This is a genomic window from Tissierella pigra (genome assembly GCF_009695605.1).
Taxonomy (GTDB): Bacteria; Bacillota; Clostridia; order Tissierellales; family Tissierellaceae; genus Tissierella; species Tissierella pigra.
Map to the genome: position 1 here is coordinate 1 of NZ_VUNQ01000062.1, position 19,065 is coordinate 19,065.

The 19,065-nt window shown below is 32.8% G+C and carries 17 protein-coding genes; 2 read left to right on the forward strand and 15 right to left on the reverse strand.

Going from position 1 to position 19,065, the window contains the following annotated elements:
* From FYJ83_RS17670 to FYJ83_RS20385, 7 genes are all read right to left on the reverse strand, one after another.
* On the reverse strand, positions 1–663 hold a 663-nt coding region (locus FYJ83_RS17670; protein ID WP_229768640.1), incomplete at its 3' end, for a hypothetical protein.
* A gap of 382 nt (positions 664–1,045) precedes the next feature.
* Positions 1,046–2,029: a D-alanyl-D-alanine carboxypeptidase family protein gene (locus FYJ83_RS17675; protein WP_154442822.1), complete on the reverse strand. Its 984-nt coding sequence runs from the start codon at positions 2,027–2,029 to the stop codon at positions 1,046–1,048.
* 207 nt (positions 2,030–2,236) lie between these two features.
* Complete coding sequence (locus tag FYJ83_RS17680) at positions 2,237–3,385, reverse strand: sensor histidine kinase (RefSeq protein WP_154442823.1); 1,149 nt, start codon at positions 3,383–3,385, stop codon at positions 2,237–2,239.
* A complete protein-coding gene (gene vanR, locus FYJ83_RS17685) occupies positions 3,363–4,061 on the reverse strand; it encodes a VanR-ABDEGLN family response regulator transcription factor (RefSeq protein WP_154442824.1) in 699 nt (232 codons plus the stop codon). The genes FYJ83_RS17680 and vanR overlap by 23 nt, the downstream gene beginning before the upstream one ends.
* A 138-nt stretch (positions 4,062–4,199) precedes the next feature.
* Positions 4,200–4,388, reverse strand: coding sequence for a hypothetical protein (locus tag FYJ83_RS19750; protein ID WP_195838047.1), 189 nt, complete (start codon positions 4,386–4,388; stop codon positions 4,200–4,202).
* An 83-nt stretch (positions 4,389–4,471) separates the two neighbouring features.
* Complete coding sequence (locus FYJ83_RS17690) at positions 4,472–5,515, reverse strand: serine hydrolase domain-containing protein (protein WP_154442825.1); 1,044 nt, start codon at positions 5,513–5,515, stop codon at positions 4,472–4,474.
* Positions 5,516–6,070: 555 nt separating this feature from the next.
* The gene (locus FYJ83_RS20385; protein WP_195838048.1) at positions 6,071–7,048 is read right to left on the reverse strand and encodes a collagen-like protein; all 978 of its coding nucleotides are present in this window, start codon (positions 7,046–7,048) and stop codon (positions 6,071–6,073) included.
* 1,264 nt (positions 7,049–8,312) lie between these two features.
* On the opposite strand from FYJ83_RS20385, the gene FYJ83_RS17705 reads away from it, so the two are divergent.
* Positions 8,313–9,671, forward strand: a complete 1,359-nt coding sequence (locus FYJ83_RS17705) for a catalase (protein ID WP_154442826.1) — start codon at positions 8,313–8,315, stop codon at positions 9,669–9,671.
* Between the two features lie 278 nt (positions 9,672–9,949).
* Here the strand turns inward: FYJ83_RS17705 and FYJ83_RS17710 are convergent, their stop codons facing one another.
* From FYJ83_RS17710 to FYJ83_RS17745, 8 genes are all read right to left on the reverse strand, one after another.
* Complete coding sequence (locus FYJ83_RS17710; RefSeq protein WP_154442827.1) at positions 9,950–10,513, reverse strand: DUF3795 domain-containing protein; 564 nt, start codon at positions 10,511–10,513, stop codon at positions 9,950–9,952.
* Between the two features lie 52 nt (positions 10,514–10,565).
* The gene (locus FYJ83_RS17715) at positions 10,566–11,576 is read right to left on the reverse strand and encodes a GNAT family N-acetyltransferase (RefSeq protein ID WP_154442828.1); all 1,011 of its coding nucleotides are present in this window, start codon (positions 11,574–11,576) and stop codon (positions 10,566–10,568) included.
* Positions 11,577–11,734: 158 nt separating this feature from the next.
* Complete coding sequence (locus FYJ83_RS17720) at positions 11,735–12,274, reverse strand: methylated-DNA--[protein]-cysteine S-methyltransferase (RefSeq protein WP_154442829.1); 540 nt, start codon at positions 12,272–12,274, stop codon at positions 11,735–11,737.
* Between the two features lie 519 nt (positions 12,275–12,793).
* Entirely contained in the window at positions 12,794–13,306 is a 513-nt protein-coding gene (locus FYJ83_RS17725; RefSeq protein WP_154442830.1) for a GNAT family N-acetyltransferase, read from the reverse strand.
* Positions 13,307–13,334: 28 nt separating this feature from the next.
* A complete protein-coding gene (locus tag FYJ83_RS17730) occupies positions 13,335–14,189 on the reverse strand; it encodes an alpha/beta fold hydrolase (protein WP_229768642.1) in 855 nt (284 codons plus the stop codon).
* Between the two features lie 254 nt (positions 14,190–14,443).
* Positions 14,444–16,204 carry a recombinase family protein gene (locus FYJ83_RS17735; RefSeq protein WP_154442831.1) on the reverse strand — a complete coding sequence of 587 codons (1,761 nt, stop codon included), beginning with the start codon at positions 16,202–16,204 and terminating at the stop codon, positions 14,444–14,446.
* Between the two features lie 222 nt (positions 16,205–16,426).
* Positions 16,427–16,681, reverse strand: coding sequence for a hypothetical protein (locus FYJ83_RS17740; RefSeq protein ID WP_154442832.1), 255 nt, complete (start codon positions 16,679–16,681; stop codon positions 16,427–16,429).
* A gap of 507 nt (positions 16,682–17,188) precedes the next feature.
* Positions 17,189–18,193, reverse strand: a complete 1,005-nt coding sequence (locus tag FYJ83_RS17745) for an AAA family ATPase (RefSeq protein WP_154442833.1) — start codon at positions 18,191–18,193, stop codon at positions 17,189–17,191.
* Between the two features lie 634 nt (positions 18,194–18,827).
* Between FYJ83_RS17745 and FYJ83_RS17750 the strand changes: the two genes are divergently transcribed.
* Positions 18,828–18,962: a helix-turn-helix domain-containing protein gene (locus FYJ83_RS17750; RefSeq protein WP_154442834.1), complete on the forward strand. Its 135-nt coding sequence runs from the start codon at positions 18,828–18,830 to the stop codon at positions 18,960–18,962.
* The last annotated feature ends 103 nt before the right edge of the window (positions 18,963–19,065 follow it).

Consider the following 19,065-nt stretch of genomic DNA (forward strand, 5'->3'; position numbering starts at 1 on the left):
ATTGTTTATTATTATTTCTGTCATTATAATCACCTCAAAATGATTATAACAAAAAGAATACCTATAGAGTTTATAACTTGGGAAAGTTACGTGCACAATATTGGGTATTCTTATCTTAACATTTATATCTCCTTGCTCCAGTTCCTCATAGATCTCGTAAACAAATCGAAAAAAGACGGATTTGCTATACAATAGATTAAGGTGTGAAGGAACTTTCCACTTCTCATACATTTTTCGCAGTTCTTCCGCAAAAAAAATGGGATTGCCTGGCACAAATCCATATTGTTGTTGGAAAGGGTTGGCTTGTTCTAGTAGCTGCACATATTCTACTTTATGAAAAGGCGGTTCTCCAGCTTTGTACATCACCAGATAGTATTCCAACCAATCGCATCGAGGATGGATGGTCAGTTCTGTTCCTTTCCCTCCATGGAACAGACCGAATCGCTCTACACTATATGAGGTATCACCTAGCGACACCTCCGCTTTTCCGCCAATGGTATAGACAAATGTACTTACTGGCAGTTGGTAGCCATACAAATCTTCCTCTGAAGAGATTAAGTTATGGCGAATATCCAAAAGGGAAATTGCAGACTGATTCCAAACTTGGATGGCAGCCACAATTTCCCTCTTTGAAAAGTTTGCTGTTTTTTTATTTGTGTACATATCACACCTCCACGGTAAATAGGATAGTTAGACATAGCTAACTTTAATTATATCATCTATTATACCGATTGTATATCATTTGTCATCAAAATATTCTGAGCAATACTATTTAGCTAAATCCGTCAAAACATCGTACACTAAATCCAGAAAGTAATTCTTAGTATTATCAATAACTTATATAGGCTGATAACTTTTTTATATGCCAAATTTTGTGCATCTTTCCCCATTCTTGAGAGCAAATACCAATGAAATCCATAGTCTGTTTTGTACGATAACTGAGATTAGTAAATTGAATATAAAATTTTAACATAACATTTAGCAAAACTTTATATACATTTACTTATTAATATCTTAAAAATTAATCATGAAACACTTGATGTTTCTAATAATCATTAGTTTTGGAAACCTGATTGTAAACAGTAAATGCATCTAAAATATTGAATTGTTCTGTATAAGGACTTCCATCAGCATTAGCAGTTACTAAAATATATTCCTTGCCGTCTATTTTTGCCAAACTGGCAAGACATAATTTTGCCTCTCCCGTATAACCAGTCTTTCCACCCTTAATAGTGCCATTATTTATATCTTCTGTATCCATTTTTTTGAACATGGTACTTTGAAAAGTAATTCCGTCGGAATGAAGATTTGTTGCTTTTGTAGTATATCGTTTCGAGGTGTATACTTCTCGAAATATATTGTTTTGTAATGCATATTTCAGTAATTTTGCAATATCATTTACAGTAGTATAATGATTCCTGTGATGTAACCCTGTAGAGTTAATAAAATGAGTGTCATTCATCTCCAATTCTTCAGCTTTTTCATTCATTAATTTTACATAACTTTTCTCTGAACCCGCAATTGCATCCGCTAATCCAATACAACTTTCTGCCCCAGATGGTAATAATACTCCATAAATCAAGTCAATTGCTGGTACCTTTTCATTTGGCAAAAATCCTGCCATAGAAGCATTTTCAGAATATAATTTCTCAAACATATCCTCTGACAGATAAATTTCTTCATCTAAATCCGGTAGATTTTCAATTGCTACTATTGCTGTCATAATTTTTGTAAGAGATGCTGGGTAAATTCTTTCATCAGATGATTTATCTAATAATATCTCATTATCATCTAAAGAAATGAGAATAGCATTCGAACTATACAAGTCATCAACTATAATCTGATTGGATTCTTCGTAAATCCTTGTTTCTTGGTTTTTTATAGGTGATTCTATTTGTTGATTATTTTTACCTATTATATGATCTTGCAAAAATAAGGCTATAACAAATACCGCACCTACACACAGCATTGAAAAAATATATTTTATCTTCCTCTTCTTTCTTTTGTACCTTTGCCTATTCACTGTCATTTTGAAATTCCTCCTTAAATGTGAGATATGATCTCGTCTTATAATATAATTCTAATAAAATTTAATATTTTTTGTATAAACAACAGCTTATAGACTTATTAAGATTCTCTTATGAATTGCTTAATATTTGCGGCATTTAAAAATATAATAAAAATAAAAAAACACTACTCCTTTATGAATTGTTATATCATAAAGAAATAATGTTTCTTAGTTATTGATTACGCCTGGTATCTTTATATGAAATATTGTATAATTATCGTTGCTTTCTGCATAAATTTCACCCTCATGTAAGACTACAATTTCTTTGGCAATAGCAAGACCTAGCCCAGAATTGCCGGTATCCGTTCCTCTAGATTCATCTAGTCTATAAAACTTTTCAAATATACTATCCAGTTTTTGCGGCGGAATACTTTTTCCATAATTTTTAAAGGTTACAACTGCATTCTGTGATTGTTTATAAATGTCTATTATAATTTTACTATTTTTATCACCATATGCAATTGCATTTTTAAATACATTATTAAATACTCGCGCCAGTTTATCTGAATCGCCACAAAGCATAATATCGTCTTCTGCATTTACTATAACCTCTTGCTTTTTTTCAGAAAGCATTGGATAAAACTCATCTGCCATTTGAAATAACATATAGGATAGATTAAAGTCTTTTTTATCTAATACAATGGTTTGAAGATTATATCTAGTAATTTCAAAAAATTCATTGATAAGTTTTTCAAGGCGATTTGCTTTTTCTAAAGTAATTTCCATATATTTTGCCCTTTGTTCAGTTGGCATATCTGGTATTTCTGACATTAAATCTAAATATCCGATAACTGAAGTAAGTGGAGTCTTTATATCATGTGCAAGATAAACAACTAAATCATTCTTTCTTTGTTCCGCTTGTTTTGCATCTCTTTCTCTCTTTTCTAGAATATGTCTGCACATATTTAGTTTGGTTTCCAAAAAACTCATTTCTGGAGATAGTTCAATTTCCTTATCTGAACCTTTCATTAAGTCATCCATACCTTCAGCGATTTCATCAAAATATCTTGTAATCCGAGAAATAGCAAATCGGAAAATGATTAATGAAAAAATAACCATTAAAACTAGCATAATAATATCCATGTTATTACGGAATGTATATTGGTGGATAGTCAATGCATCATAATAAGACAAGTTAAATGTCTTTTGTAAAAAACCGACAATCCAATTACCAAATTTTCCTCGAAATATTGCACTTAATAATATTAAAAATCCAATACTAACTAAAATAAATATGAATACTTTAAAAAATAATTTTCGTTTGAATACTGAATAATCATTTTTTCTGGTTTTATTAACTTTCAATTTTATAGCCAACTCCCCATACAGTTTTGATATATTTTGGATTTTCAGCTGAATCATTCATTTTTTCTCTTAAGTGTCTAATGTGAACCATAATAGTGTTGTTACTGCTGCTAAAATATTTATCCCCCCAAACTTCGTGGAATAACTTGTCAGAGCTTACGACCTGACCTTTGTTCTCACATAAAACCCATAGAATTGAAAACTCTGTAGGAGTCAAAGACAATGGTTTTTCATTTAAAAAACACTCATGATTATCTTTGTCCACCACTAGACCTCCTATAGAAATTATGTTTTCTTTTTGAAATTTGTCTAATTGGTTGTATTTCGTGAACCTCCTTAATTGAGCCTTTACCCGGGCTACTAGCTCGAGTGGTCGAAATGGCTTTGTAATATAATCATCTGCACCTAATGTCAAACCTGTGATTTTATCTATTTCTTCATCTTTTGCAGTCAACATAATGATTGGAAAATTATAAGAGTCCCGTATTTTTTGGCAAATGGAAAATCCATCTATATCTGGAAGCATGATGTCTAAAATAGCCATATCCAATTGTTCAGTTTCTATAACTTTCATTGCTTCTGCTCCTGTATAACATTTGAACACTATAAAATTTTCATTTTTTAGATACAATTCGATTAAGTTAGCAATTTCTTTTTCATCTTCAACTACTAAAATTTTTGTCTGCATATATCCCCCTTCTTTCTATATCTAATAATCAGAGTTTTTGAACCCCTATACTTCTTATCAATCTTATCTATCAAACTTATTTCAAGTATTTTAAGACTTATAGTTATATCTTTTCCTTAATCAGCTCAGTAATACCTCCTACTTGTCTAACATTTTAATGTCTACTAAATTCATTAAATATATTGTAACTGCTTTTATAGGACTTCCATTATCCGAGTGTAATACCAATGACCTACCTACTATTCTTTGTGATAAAGTATCCTCATTCTCAGAAGATCTCCGGCAGAACTCATATTTATCAAGATTTATGCTAGTTTCAACAGGCAAACTGTTTCTATATGCCTCGAGGTGACAATAAAGATACTGTACGACCTAGTATATCCTTGGTTGAGATAAGATATTATATGTATTTATTTTGCTGCCATAGCAAGCTGCATTGATATCCTAATTGGAAGTGACGGATTAGCCATCTGATTTAAATCCCCTACAAAGAATAGATCTCTCATAGGATAATAAAAAGCAAATGAACCTGTTGATCCAGAATGACCAACCAATTCACCTTTTCCCATAAAAAAATTGTTCACTCCATTTAAGGGAATTTGCATATACCCCCCTCCATAATAAATTGGTCCCATGGAGAACTGCAACTTATTATAAATTGATAAGCTATTGAAAATATTTTTATTAAACAATTTTCCTCCAAAGAATGCTTTTATAAATATCATTAATTCATAAGCATTAGTAATACATCCTCCACTTGCACCGCTGCTAATCACGAGTTTAGGACGATGGATGACTTGATTCATATAATAGACTTGAGGTATCCTATTATTTTCATTTTCTGAAAGATATGTATGAGATAGCCCAAGAGGCTCAAAAATATATTTTTTATATGCCTGTGATAATTTGAAACCACTTACCATTACAATTATTTCACCTAGTATATCAAAGTTAATATCTGCATAATAAGCTTTGCCTTTCTTTCTTGCTTCAAAATGAGGTTTTAAATTCTTAACCCTATCTATCATATCACTGAAAGTAATATAAAAGTCCTCTAGAAGGACTTTATTCTTCAAACTGTCTTTTCCTTCTAAATATACATCTGGCAATCCACTTGTTTGAAACAGTAAATCCGATATTGTTAGTTCCAAAGAGTAATCCTTACCATTATAAACATGAATTCCCTTTATAATATTTTCATCAAAATACTCAGATATTTTATCATTTAAGGATAATTTCCCCTGTTCCAATAATATTAAAATACAAGTAGTGGTAAATAACTTTGTGATACTTGCCATAAGAAATGGTGAGTTTAATCCCTTCCCACCATACCCTTTGCAAAGTGAGAACTCTCCATTTGTGTTTTCTATCAGCAAAATTCCTTCATTAATTTTCTTTGAGTTTGTAAATTTATTAAAAATCTTTTCAAATCTCTTAGTCTCAATATTTGTCATACCCATGCCTCCTAGTATTTAATGATACTACTTTTCCATTCCTCTCATCTCACATTCTCTCATTTTATTATATAATAAAGTTTTACTAACTTTCGCAATTGTAACATATTTCTTTTACTTATTTCTACAATAATTTAGCTATTTTTCTTTTATAATGAGATTATGGATCCCACAACGGGTATCCTAGGAAACATACCCATTAACTTTACCTTATAGTTAAAAGTAATTGTTATTTTAATCTATCTTAAATGTGTTAACATGAAAAAAGCATAGTTTCACAGACTAATCATAGTCAGAAACCTATGCTTTTTCATTTCCTTGACTGATGGTACTCTATAAATCCTTAAATATATATTATCTAATATCTATATCGAAAGCAACTTAATAGGATCGTGAAACTAATTAATATTTATATTAGTACTTATTTACATTCATAGTTTCAGAGAGAAGTAATAAAGCAAAAAAGATACTAATAACTGTTCTCGAATTCTATGATTGATAATATACTTAACAATTTTATTTTAGTTTTACCCCATTAATATTGATGATAATCATTTAATTACTTAATTGAACAATAGTTAAAGAGCGATTCATATAACCTAAAACAGGAAAATCCGTGCTAATACTTACTCCTACTTCATCTCCTACTGTTAAAGAGGCTTGAACAATAAACGTTGAACTACTTCTATTAGATATTTTAAAAAAAGTAGTAGTATCACCAAAAATTGGTGTACCATTGACAGTAATAATAGCCTCTAGATATGGTTGATCTGAATCTGGATTAACAGTGGCTTCAGCATTAACAGATATCGTTATTTGATAAATTCCACTTTCTCCTACAACTAATTCATTGCCTGATAGACTTACTGTAATAGTATCTGATAAAGGTCCAACCACACTAAATGGTACTGGTTCAAAAGTTTCTCCAGGTGTCTCTACACTACTTCCTCTTAAAGATCCAAAGGCCAAAACGACTTCTCCAGTAGGACCTGGTGGTCCCTGTGGACCTGCCGGACCTTGTGCTCCTGCTGGACCTGCTGGACCCATTGGACCTTCTGGACCTATATCACCTGCTGAACCTTGTGGACCTGCCGGACCTGCCGGACCTTGTGCTCCTGCTGGACCTGCTGGACCCATTGGACCTTCTGGACCTATATCACCTGCTGAACCTTGTGGACCTGTCGGACCTGCTGGACCTTGTGCTCCTGCTGGACCTGCTGGACCCATTGAACCTTCTGGACCTATATCACCTGCTGAACCTTGTGGACCTGCCGGACCTATATCACCTGCTGAACCTTGTGGACCTGCCGGACCTGCTGGACCTTGTGCTCCTGCTGGACCTGCTGGGCCTATGGGACCTGGTGGACCGGCAGGGCATGGTATGCAAGTCGGTGGACATGGATTACACCGTGGACATAGATTACACCATTGATTCCATGAATTATTAAAATTAGTTGCTCTTATTTTAACTCTATTGGCATCATCATTATTAATAGATGAAATTGAATCAGATAAATTTTTATTATTATTCATGCAAAAACTCCTTTCAGTTAAACAGAATTTTACAATCTATACTTTATACTTATGAGATTATTCCAATTTTGTGCAATGAAATTTCCTATGGCAAAACCAAATATTTCATATTGAAATTGGTCTAGCTAATTATACTAATAGACAGCGTTAAAGGAGATAAAAATCCTATAATAGCGAGTTATTTAACTTTTTATTTTTCTAAATATTTTAAATGTATACTAGTGTTTATTTTAGTAGACGACCAATTTAAATTTGTTATACATATTAAATTATCATCTCATAATTTTGTTAGTAGTGATGATCGATTTTTTTAATCTTTTCACTACCTCACAAGTCATTTTACGGCTTCAACATGCTTTGGAAGAATAATAAATATGACGTGGTAATAGAAGAATTACACTTACAGAAGAAAAAGTGTTGCTTCGTAAACTGGTACAGGAAATTATGGAGCTTGTAGAAAACCGAATAAGAAATTAGTAATACGATGAAGTAATCAGTGGAGATGCCTACATTGGCGGAGGCAAAACAGATTCAATGCGCCTCATTGCAAAGGTCGTAAATAAACTCAAGAGAAGCTCCTCACATTCAATATCATTTGTACAGTAGAAATGTAGATGATGTAACTTAACGTTTAGATAAAGGCTTACTGGACTTTGGAGTTCTTATTGAGACAGCTAATATCCAAAATTATGACTATCTGCATCTCCTCTCCCTACAACTGATACATGGGATCTGCTAATGAAAAAAGATAGCCCACTGTCTAATTTGGACAGCATTAGACCAGAGAATCTATATGATATACCACTGATCTGCTCTAGACAAGCTCTTTCTGGAAATGAAATATCAGGATAGTTTGGTAATGATTTTGAAAAACTTAATATTGTAGCTACCTATAACCTAATTTATAATGCTACACTTATTGGAAGGTATCGGTTACGCTTTATGTTTGGATAAGCTAGTATACACCACCAGTGCCAGTAATCTCTGTTTTAAATCTCTGGAAGCACATTTGAATATTGCATGGAAGAAGTATCAAGTATTTTCTAATGCTGAAAAACAATTCTTGAAAAAACATTTTTCTCGAAAATGACCTTCCCTGCTGTCTTCTTGCTTTCAACAAATAAATACCTGACATCTGATGTGTCGGTATGTGGAAAATTGAAGCATACAAGTACAAAATGGCATAATACATGAAAATTAAGAATACACTTTATTATATTATTTTATTATTTTCGTGTTTTTAACACACTTGGAGGGATTATAAATGTACAACAATCACAACCAATCTCAATCATCTTTTCCAAACGCATCCCATTCCCAGACGGTAGGTGTGCGAGGTCCTGTTCTTGTTCAAGACACTGCTCTACATGAAACCTTGGAAACCTTTGTATTCTCAACTACACTGCCAAGACGTATTCATACAAAAGGATATGGTGCTTTTGGATATTTTTACACTACTCACTCAATGAAAGAATATACAAAAGCTGGATTTTTGCAAATGCCTAATCAACAGGTACCAGTAGCGGTGCGCTTCTCTCTTGCTGCAAGCAATCAGGGAACGCCTGACACCTTAAGAAATGTGCGGGGATTCAGCACTAGGTTTTATACAGATGAAGGAATTTTTGATTTACTCTGTAATCATCTCCCTGTCTTTTTTGTACGGGATGCTATTCGTGTACCAGATATAATTAGTCATCTTTCGCCTTCACCAGTGAATAATCTCCCTGACCCTGAAAGGCTTTGGAGCTTGTTTGCGAAATACCCAGAGGCAACAAATATGCTGATATGGTTTTTCTCAGATTTAGGAACTGTAAAGAGTCTTCGTCATATCAAGGGATATAGTGTGAGTACCTATGTCTGGCGAAATGCACAAGGTGTTCGCAACTATGTGAAATACCACTGGCTCCCTATGGCAGGAACAGAATATATTGACCAGCAGGAGGCTCAACGACTGGCATGCCAAGACCCTGATATCGCTGGACGCGACCTATATGACAGTATAGCAAAAGGAAAGGCTGTGGAGTACGAGTTGTATGTGCAGCTTATGAATCCTGAAGATGCAAAGCTACTTCCCTTTGACCCTTTGGATGATACTAAAGTATGGGATGAAGCCCAATATCCCCTTTTACCCGTTGGACGAATGGTTTTAAATTACAATCCAGAAAATTATGCTGAGCAGGTAGAAAAATTAGCCTTTAATCCAGCAAATTTACTTCCTGGTCTTGAATTTTCAGATGACAAGGTGTTACAGGGACGTACTTTTATTTATTCAGATGCACAGCGTCACAGACTGGGCCCTGATTATCGTAATATCCCTGTCAACAAACAGCCAAACTGGTCTCCTGCATCTATGGTATCCAGTGGAAATGGCAGATATGTCGCTGGTGAAATTATGCGTGCCGAAATCCCAAACCCAGACAATTTTACACAAGCGACGCAAAGATATGAGTCCTTTTCTGCAGTAGAGAAAAAGAACCTTGCAAATAATATTGCATCGGGACTTGTGAATGCCCAGCCTAATACCCAGTGTACCGTCTTATGGCATTTGGAGCAAGTTTCCCCTACCCTTGCAGAAATGGTCAGAAATCAAATGCTTTTATATACGGATACAGTGAGAAGATAAACTCCACTGCTTCAATTGCAGATCTGATTTTTCATGCTAATAGCAAAAATGACCAAAATTCAAATGGAAACATAAAAAGAATCATGCTAATAAGCATGAATCCTTTTTATGTTTCAATATTCAGTTTGCATTTCTTAAATTGTCCTTATGATACCATGAACTTGTAATATACCATTTCATCTTCTGTATGTTTCACACTATCATGAATCATTTATTTGCTTCGGCATTACTTCCAGTATTACATATCTAACTCCTGCCCTCAACAAAAACAGAACGATTTAGCATGACTTCTTTGCATGCTTTTTATTAAGCTTTAAGACAATATTTTTCTGTCCTGCAACAGTTTGAAAAACTGTTACTGCAACATTTGCTCGTTCTTTTAGGGTTAAGTTTTCATATGCAGTCTTGGAATTGATTTGTTCTATAATATTTTTTAGACCATGCAAATCTAAAAGGTTTACAGCTATACCAAAAAAGCTTTTTCGACGTCCATCGTTATAGTTTGCGAGCAAATGTTTTAGTATCTCGGATTTTTCTATTAATTCAGCATTGTATTGTTCTGTACCTATTTTCTGTGATTTTTTCATATCTTTAAGTTGATTACGATGGGTAATAAAAGAATCAAACTCATCTATGCCTTTGTACTTTTCACAAGGATATTCACTGCATAGATAACAATATTCAATGTCTCCGTGCTGTAAACTGCACTTGGCAATAGCACAACCCTGATTACCTGCACCTCCACCACAACCTGGACAGTAACTATCCAATTTCATAGTGCAAAGTTCACAATTCAAACCACATAACGAAAACATCAGATCTTTTCTTTGAAAGTTTTTCATGCTTATCCTCCTTACATAGAATATAAGTTCTCTTTAATATAGAGAAAGAATTTCATTTGTTTGTCACCTTAATATCCTTAATTTTTTCCCATACAAAATTATGGTCGATGTATCTAACCATTCTATAAGCTATTGGCCTAAATCCACACTTGAACCAAAATGTTGAAGAGGCGAGATTAGTTATTCTCCAATCTATTGTTATGTTATTATATCCCTTTTCTTTCACAATTCTGATGCCTTCATTCATTAATTTTTTACCAACACCACTTCTCATTTGAGAAGGGTAAATACCTGCAATACTTAACTCTACTCCATCGTCAGGTGCCATGAAGTCTGAAGTAATGGGCTCATATACTTGAAACCCTAATTCCTTCATATCTTTTTCCGCAATAATAATAATTGCTTCATCATCCTCTACTATCCTTCTATACCCCTCCTTTATCTTTAATAAATTGTCAGGTAAGACAGGTTCAAATACAGGTGCTGAATTTTGATATGAGTAGATTATGCTAGACATTCTACCCATTGCTTCACTATCCATTTTATTGGCAAGTCTAATATCTGCATCAGATACATTTTCAAAAGGCTTATAATCTGCAATATTCATTATCCCATGTACTTGCTGGATAAAAAAGCTTAATTGCAGAAAGGCATCATAGTACACCTGATTTCCAATAGGTATTAAAGTATAATGACTAAAGCAGCCTTGTTCGAGCCACAGAATGGAAACCTTTGCATATAGATTCCTTATGAGTTCTGAGGGTTGGTCCTTTCTTATTGCAATCCCTTCATAGGGTACCCAGATATGCTTGCCTCTTCCATTATCAATCTTTATTTTTCCTATTATATAACCTACTAGTTCATCATTAACAAATGCACCTATCCCAATTACTTTATTATTAATGAACAATTTTTTAAGTAAATCCGTGATATGTTTTGTATTGAGGCAGCTGTTTTTCAGGAATGGGAATATCTTACTCTCAAGACTTTGTCTGCATATTAACAGCTCAACCATTGCAGGTACATCATAAATATCAATTGGCCTGAATTCAAATATTTTCATTTCTACTCCCCCATACTAAATTTGCGTTATATTGTGTAGGAAATTCATCTATCTCGTAAATAATCTCTTTCAGATATTTCACAAACACAATTATTCCTATTTCCAAATCACCTCTAACGTCCTTTGACAATTCAAACAAAAATCATAGTCAAATTATTTTAGAGTGCAGTTCCCTTTGTGGGAACAAACAAATGGGACATATCGACACCTTCTAGTTCAAGTAATTTCACTTTCTTGTTAATGCCACCAGCATAACCTATCAAACTACCATTTGTCCCTACAACTCTATGACAGGGGATAATAATAGATATAGGATTGTGTCCAACAGCACCTCCTACCGCTTGACTCGACATAGTTTTCTTGTTCATTTTAGATGCTACTATTTTCGCAATCTCACCATAAGTAGTTACCTCTCCATATGGTATTTGACATAAAATCGTCCATACAATTTGCCGAAATTCTCCACCAATAGGAGCTAACGGTAATTGAGAAATAGCAGGATTTTTACCTGTAAAATATCTATCCAGCCATTTTTTTGCTACTTCTAATACTGGTATATCGTCCTTTACTGTCATTTCTGTGGATATATTAGAACCATGATATTTTTGTCCTTCATTCCATACACCAATAATATTATCTCCGTCACACGCAAGTGTAATTAAACCCACAGGTGATGTATAAGTTGTCTTATAGTACATTTTAATACTCCTTTCGTCGGTTCATTTTATAAGGTATTCAAAAGATTAATCGTATGTCTTTTTTTGAGCTTTCGTAAATATTATCTTATTAAATTTTTGAGTATTTATCTTTTCTTTGTAACAGGATTATGAATTCTACATGTCTTGAAGCGATGATAATGATGTCACAAGTAGATAGTCCTCCCTTAGTGGAAAGGTATTAAATCCTTTCTATCATAAAAATCATTTTCTATTACACCAAGTCCACCTATTATTTTATCCCCCAACATTACTACATACCATTGTGAGATAGCCTTTTCATTTTTTGAACACTTGTCAATGCTTTCAAGATATGCTTCAACTGGAACATTCTATCTACTGTGAAACCAGTTAGCTACATGGTTTCTTACTTCTGATTCTTCCTGTATTTTAACAATTTTATAATTACCCACATTTGCATTCCCCCTGTAATTCTTCTATACGTTCTTATCCATTCTGGGGTACTCCTATTTATACTTTACTTCTCATTCCAACTTTATATCATATTGATATTTTTATTTCAAATCCCAATTCATGTAATATGAGGTCATCGTCAATTATTTCATTATAGACACCATCAACTCTTTTAAAGCCATTTTTTATATAAAGATTTATAGCGGGTTTATTTGTATCGACAACAAAAAGTCTTAGGTATTTAGCCTCCATATCTCTTGCAAGGGCAATCGCCTTATTAATCATTATACTGCCAATTCCTTTTCGTGAATAGTTGATGTTGACCCCAAACCTGTCAATATATAATGCTTTGTCATGATTGCTCTCCCATTTTACATATTCTGCTCCTGCATTTGAATGGCATAAAGCAAAAGCAGAAACTATTTCTTTATTATCCTCTAAAACATAAAGATAATTATTTTCAATATCATCATAAAAAAACTCACACGGATAAATTTCATCCCAAATTTGAATATTATTTTCATTCATGCTGTAGATTATTTTTTCATATACCATTTTTAGCTGTGGTAAATCACCAATATTAGCCATTCTAAAGTTCATATTATCACCCCTTCCCCTTGTATACATCTCATTTCTCAATAAAATTATATAGTGCTTTGTCTATTTCCTCCGAATGCCCTGTCATCAAATGCCCACCTGTTTCAAATGTTACAAAGGTGCAATTTGGAAATCGGACTGCCGCTTTTTTCATATCATAATAATTTGACATTTTATCATCCTTAGCGTGCAATATTAACGTTGGAACCTGTAACTCTTCAATAGGATACTTTACATAGTTTTTAGCCATATCAGGATTGGTAATTGAAGCATCAATTTCAACTCCAATATTTCGCATATTGATGGGGAGCATACTATAAATTGTGCTTGACTCCATTCCCATAATCGGTTCAAATAAGGGGCTAATTAAAAACATAGCATAATTATTACACAGAAAGGCTGGTGGCCCTTGATATTTAAGATATGTATCAGGCTTCTGAATAAGAGGTGGTGCAGAACAATACAGAATCAAACCTTCCGTCCTTTCTGGATAATCTAATGCAAACCTAATTGCCACAGTACCCCCAGCAGAAGTTGCCAATAGATATACTTTGTCAACACCAAGATTATCCAAAAGCTCTACATATGCAGTAGCTTGCTCCGCTGGGGTACCATTACCTAAAACTTCACTTCCCAAATAGCCAAAACGTGATGGTGCAATAATTCTATAGGTATCCACCTTATCTTTGCAAGTATCAAATGCCTGGTCATATCCTCCAAAAATACCATGGATAGATAATATGGTATCGCCACTACCCTGGTCTACATAGGTCATATTTCCATAGCTTAATCGTGCTGTTTGAGCATCATAAATTTCAAGCCGACTTCTTGCATTTTTAACAGCAAAACCACACCGCACTCGTTGAACAATTAAGTATAGTAGCAATAAACAAGCTATCATCAGTACTATCGTTTTTAACATTCTTATCACCTTGGTTTTATTCAATTTATTCACCTCAAGTCCTCCTATTATATAATTAGTCTATACTTTACATTATTCTAATTATGTTCATCTACAGTATATAAATCATCAATCCATTTATCAACCTAATATTCTTAATTTCTATCTATCATCACTCAAATTAACCTATGTCATCTATAAAATACCCTATTTTTGACCCATTTTCTATCTTCAAACCATTATATGTTGTGGTCAAACTCTATAATTTCCCCCTTAAGCCACAATACGTCATCAGAATTGTACCCCCAATGTGGCTCGTCCTCTTGATAGGTGCATTTTTGTAAAACTGCATTTTGCTCACTTTTAGAAATTTGTTTATGTCCATCAATTTTGCTAGTTAAGCCTGTCTTAAATATAAAGGTCAGCATATAAGGATCTATACTTCCATCTTCTTTATACCCACCTATGATAACTTCCCCCACTACAGTTTTAAATACTTCCCTATCAAATTCTACTAGTGGTTCTTTGCTTTCGAATAATTTCCTGAAGGATGCTATTCTTTCTTTAATAGTTATTTCTTCATCTTCTACTATATCTAATTCTTTCTTTTCTGTTTTTAGTTCTAGGAGTTCTTTCTTTAGTTCAGTATATTTTTCCTCATAGTTTTCTTTATCTATTTTATCTTCTAGATGTAAATCTAGGAGTTTACTTATTTTATTATCTACATTCCTTATATCCCCATCTATTTGCTTTAATAGTTTTTTATTATCCTTTGACTGTAGTTCCTTCTCTATATTCTCAAGAAATTCCTCTACTATTGTTGTATTATCTCTACATAGGATATTAAAGGCTTTTACAAAGGCATTTTCTATTATCTTTTCTTCTATTGCCTTACATTCAGGACAGGATTTCTTTCCTTTTCTTATTGCAGTTGTGCAGAACCAGACATCCTTTTGTTTATCAGTTCCACTATGCCATCTTCTCCTGCTAATATTCCCACCACAGTAGGCACATTTCATCATACTGGAAAAGGCATATTTTAAGCTATGTTTTTTCATTCTTCCTTGATTATGATTCCTACTTCTTTTTTCTAATATTTCTTTTGCTTTATTAAATTGTTCCCTTGATATAATAGGTTCGTGGTTGTTTTTTATATAATACTTTTCTTCTTCACCAAAATTATCTAATCTTCTTTTGCTTATGGGATCTAGAGTAAAGGTCTTTCCCATTAGGATATCCCCTACATACTTTTCATTTTTAATAATTCCTCTGACAGATGAATCTGACCAAGTTGTATTGCCCTTCTTTGTTTTTGCTCCCATTCCTGTAAGTTCTCTTGCTAGTACAAAACATCCAATTCCACTGGTATATCTATTAAATATATATTTTACTATCTTTGCTTCTTCTTCATTTATAATTAACTTTTTCTTTTCCTTGTCATAATCATAACCTAAACAGGAAGCTTGTCCTACTAATTCTCCTCTTTTCATCTTCATTTTAAGACCCATTTTAGTATTGGCAGAAAGTGATTCACTTTCCTGTTGTGCTAAGGAACTTAGGATAGTTAGAAGCATTTCTCCATTCATTGTTAAGGTATTTATATTTTCTTTTTCAAAGATTATTGCTATATTTTCATCTTTTAACATTCTAACATACTTTAAAGTGTCCATGGTATTGCGAGCAAATCTAGATATGGATTTAGTAATTATAATATCTATTAAGCCATTATTGGCATCAGATATCATTCTTTGAAACTCATCTCTATTATCTGACTGAGTACCTGATATTCCTGAATCAGCATAGATATCTACAAATTCCCATTCCTCATTCTTCTTAATTAATTCTGTATAATGATGTACTTGGGCTTGGTAGCTATTCATTTGTTCATCTGAATCTGTACTTACCCTACAGTAGGCTGCTACACGTAATTTGTTTAATATCTTTCCTGTATTTCTATCAATTTTCTCTTTCTGTGCTTGAATTACTTGTACCTTACTCATTTTCTCACCAACCTTTCTTTTAATCTATAATCCTTGTATTCCTATCAGGGATTACAAGGATTATAGATAGAAGATTCTTCTTAGTCAAGCTAATTATCATTGTTTCAGAGTTTTTATCTCTGTACTTATTCTAGAAATTTAAAAGAATAAATACAGAAAATAAAATAGTAAAGATAAGCCTGTCCTAATATATTTTATTGTTTTTCCATTTTCTTATTTTTCCTACTCTTTTATTTCATATTTTCTCTTTATACTATTCCTTATAGTTAAATGTTCTTTTTCTGAAATTAATTCCTCTTTTAATAATCGATTTAACATTCCTATTTGGAGACTATATTTTTCTATATTATTCTTTAGAAACTTATATCCTATTGGAGTAAATAGAATATTTGCTACTGTTTCTATATCTCCTTCACCTTTTATATCTTTTAAAATTATCTTTATTTTCTTCCATAGTGATCTTAACTTCTTCTTCATTAAAAACCTCCAATCTTATCTATAACTTTTATATAATTTCCCCTAAACTTTCTTTGACCACCTATAGGTGACACCAACAAATGCCTATTTAACGGGATTTCCATCATTTCTGACCACCTAAGCTGACACAAAACCTTAATTCCGACCACCTATCTTTATCCTTTCAACCCACGGCACTGCCGGGGGATGTAGCTGGAAGGTGGAATCTTTTGACCACCTTCCTTTATCCTGCACTAAAATCGATATGGGGGTCCAGTTACTATTTCGGTAAAATAATACAATATTTATTTGTTTTTATTCTCTTTATTTCAATTGTTGTAAGCATAATTTGTGCCCGCATCTGCCCAATAAATCACTTTACTGGTCATTAGGTGTTACTACTCGATTCCTCTAGTTTCAATGCCACACAGGGCGACACTGGGGCAGACGACGTTAAAAATTGTGCTACTTCATTTGTAATTAGTTTTTCAGGGTCTTATGGGTCAACAGGGTCATCATTTTGAGGACTTAGGGGGTACTCATTTTATCGTCCCTAATGACCCTATTTCTAAAGATTTCAATTAATCTTTTCCCATTGCTCTTACGGATAACAACAGAGATTGAACGTTCTTCAAGTTCCCTTGTATTTTGTAATATCTTTTTACTAAGGGTCTTTGGAGATATTTTATCGTCCCTATTTTTGGATAAAATTTCTGCTAATTCTGTTGGTGTAGATTTATGATATTCTTTATCTTCCATAAAGTCAGAAAGAAGAATAACAATATCATCTAATAGAACATCCTTATTTATAAAACTATCTGTTACTACTTGCCAAATATTATCTTCATTCCTTTTTAACTTAATTTCTCTGTAGTCTATATCTCTACCTACGCAAGATAAAGTTGCCACTTTACTTCCTCTTGTATCTTCTACCAGTATAAAACTACTATCTACCGCTCCCTGTATTCCAGTAGTACCAGAGATACGATTAAAGGGATCCTTGTCATATTCTTTTCTTAAGTGATGAATTAGCAAAATAGCTATGCCATATTTATCAGCTAGATTTTTTAGTATAGTTAAATCACTATAGTCATTGGCATAATTATTATCCTTTGATGTGTTTCTTATCATTTGTAAAGTGTCAATAATGATTAAAACTGTATCTGGATGTTCTTTTATGAAGTTTATTATCCTTTCTTCTAGTTCACCACCTAGCATTGCGTTTTCTGTACAGAAGTTTACTGCATCTGTTGCTTCATCTGTAATATCAAATAGTCTATTTTGAATTCTTATTTGACTATCTTCAAAACAAAGATAAAGGGTAGTCCCTTCCTTAACCTTATTTCCCCAAACCTCCTCTCCTTTAGCTATTGCTACGGATAACCATAAAGCAAGCCAAGACTTTCCTACCTTTGGTGATCCTGCCAGAATATGAAGTCCTTCTGATAACAGGTCTTCAATAATGAAATTAATTGGTTTAAGTGGCATGGTCATTAATGTTTCTCCATCAATGGTATTAAATCTTTTTGTCATTTATTTTCACCCCCTTACTTGTTTCCACATTTGAAGTCGATTTTTTAAGCCTGAGATATAAAATAATTTAAATTAATTTTATCCCCTCATATGTTTCCACATTTAAACCTCAATTTTGAAGTCAAATTTCAGAAATAGTTAAAATAAAAAATACCCTCTATATGTTTCCACATTTAGAAGGTGATTTACGAAGTCTAGTTTTGAAAATAGACGGAAAAAATCAACCCTGATGCTTTTTTTAAAATTAACTAACCTATTCATCATAAAATCCTCGTTCCATTTTTTCAAATATATTTTAAATGACTCACTTTAATAATTATCTTTACTACATTGTAGCCACATTATTATCTATATTTGGGATGTATGAAAATACTGATATTCTAGATTTATCAAAGTATATAATACTTCATCTGTATCCTGTTACATCCTTTAATTAGGTAGATTAAAGAGAGTATAATATATCGTTCTAAAAATTTACCCCAATTCCCAACATTATCTATCCAGTCTTAAAACGATATAACCTATTCTTTCTTGTTACCCTTTTACAAAACTAGACAAAATTCTCTAGTTTACAAATTCAAACACAACTGTGCTTGATATTAGTACAGGAGGGGTTGCAAAAGGGGGAATTAATATGGAATTGTATGATTTATTAAACAGAGCTAGAAACAATGATAAAGATGCTCTCTATGAAATTATAAAAGATTTCGAAGGTACTCTAAAAAAACTTAGCAATAATTTGTATTACGAGCTTCCTGTGATACGATAAAAATAGAAAATCCTCACAAATAAATTAAGGTATAATTGTAATTGAGAGAAAACAATTCTTAATTTAAAGGAGGATCTACTATGAATTATAAACAAAATCAAAG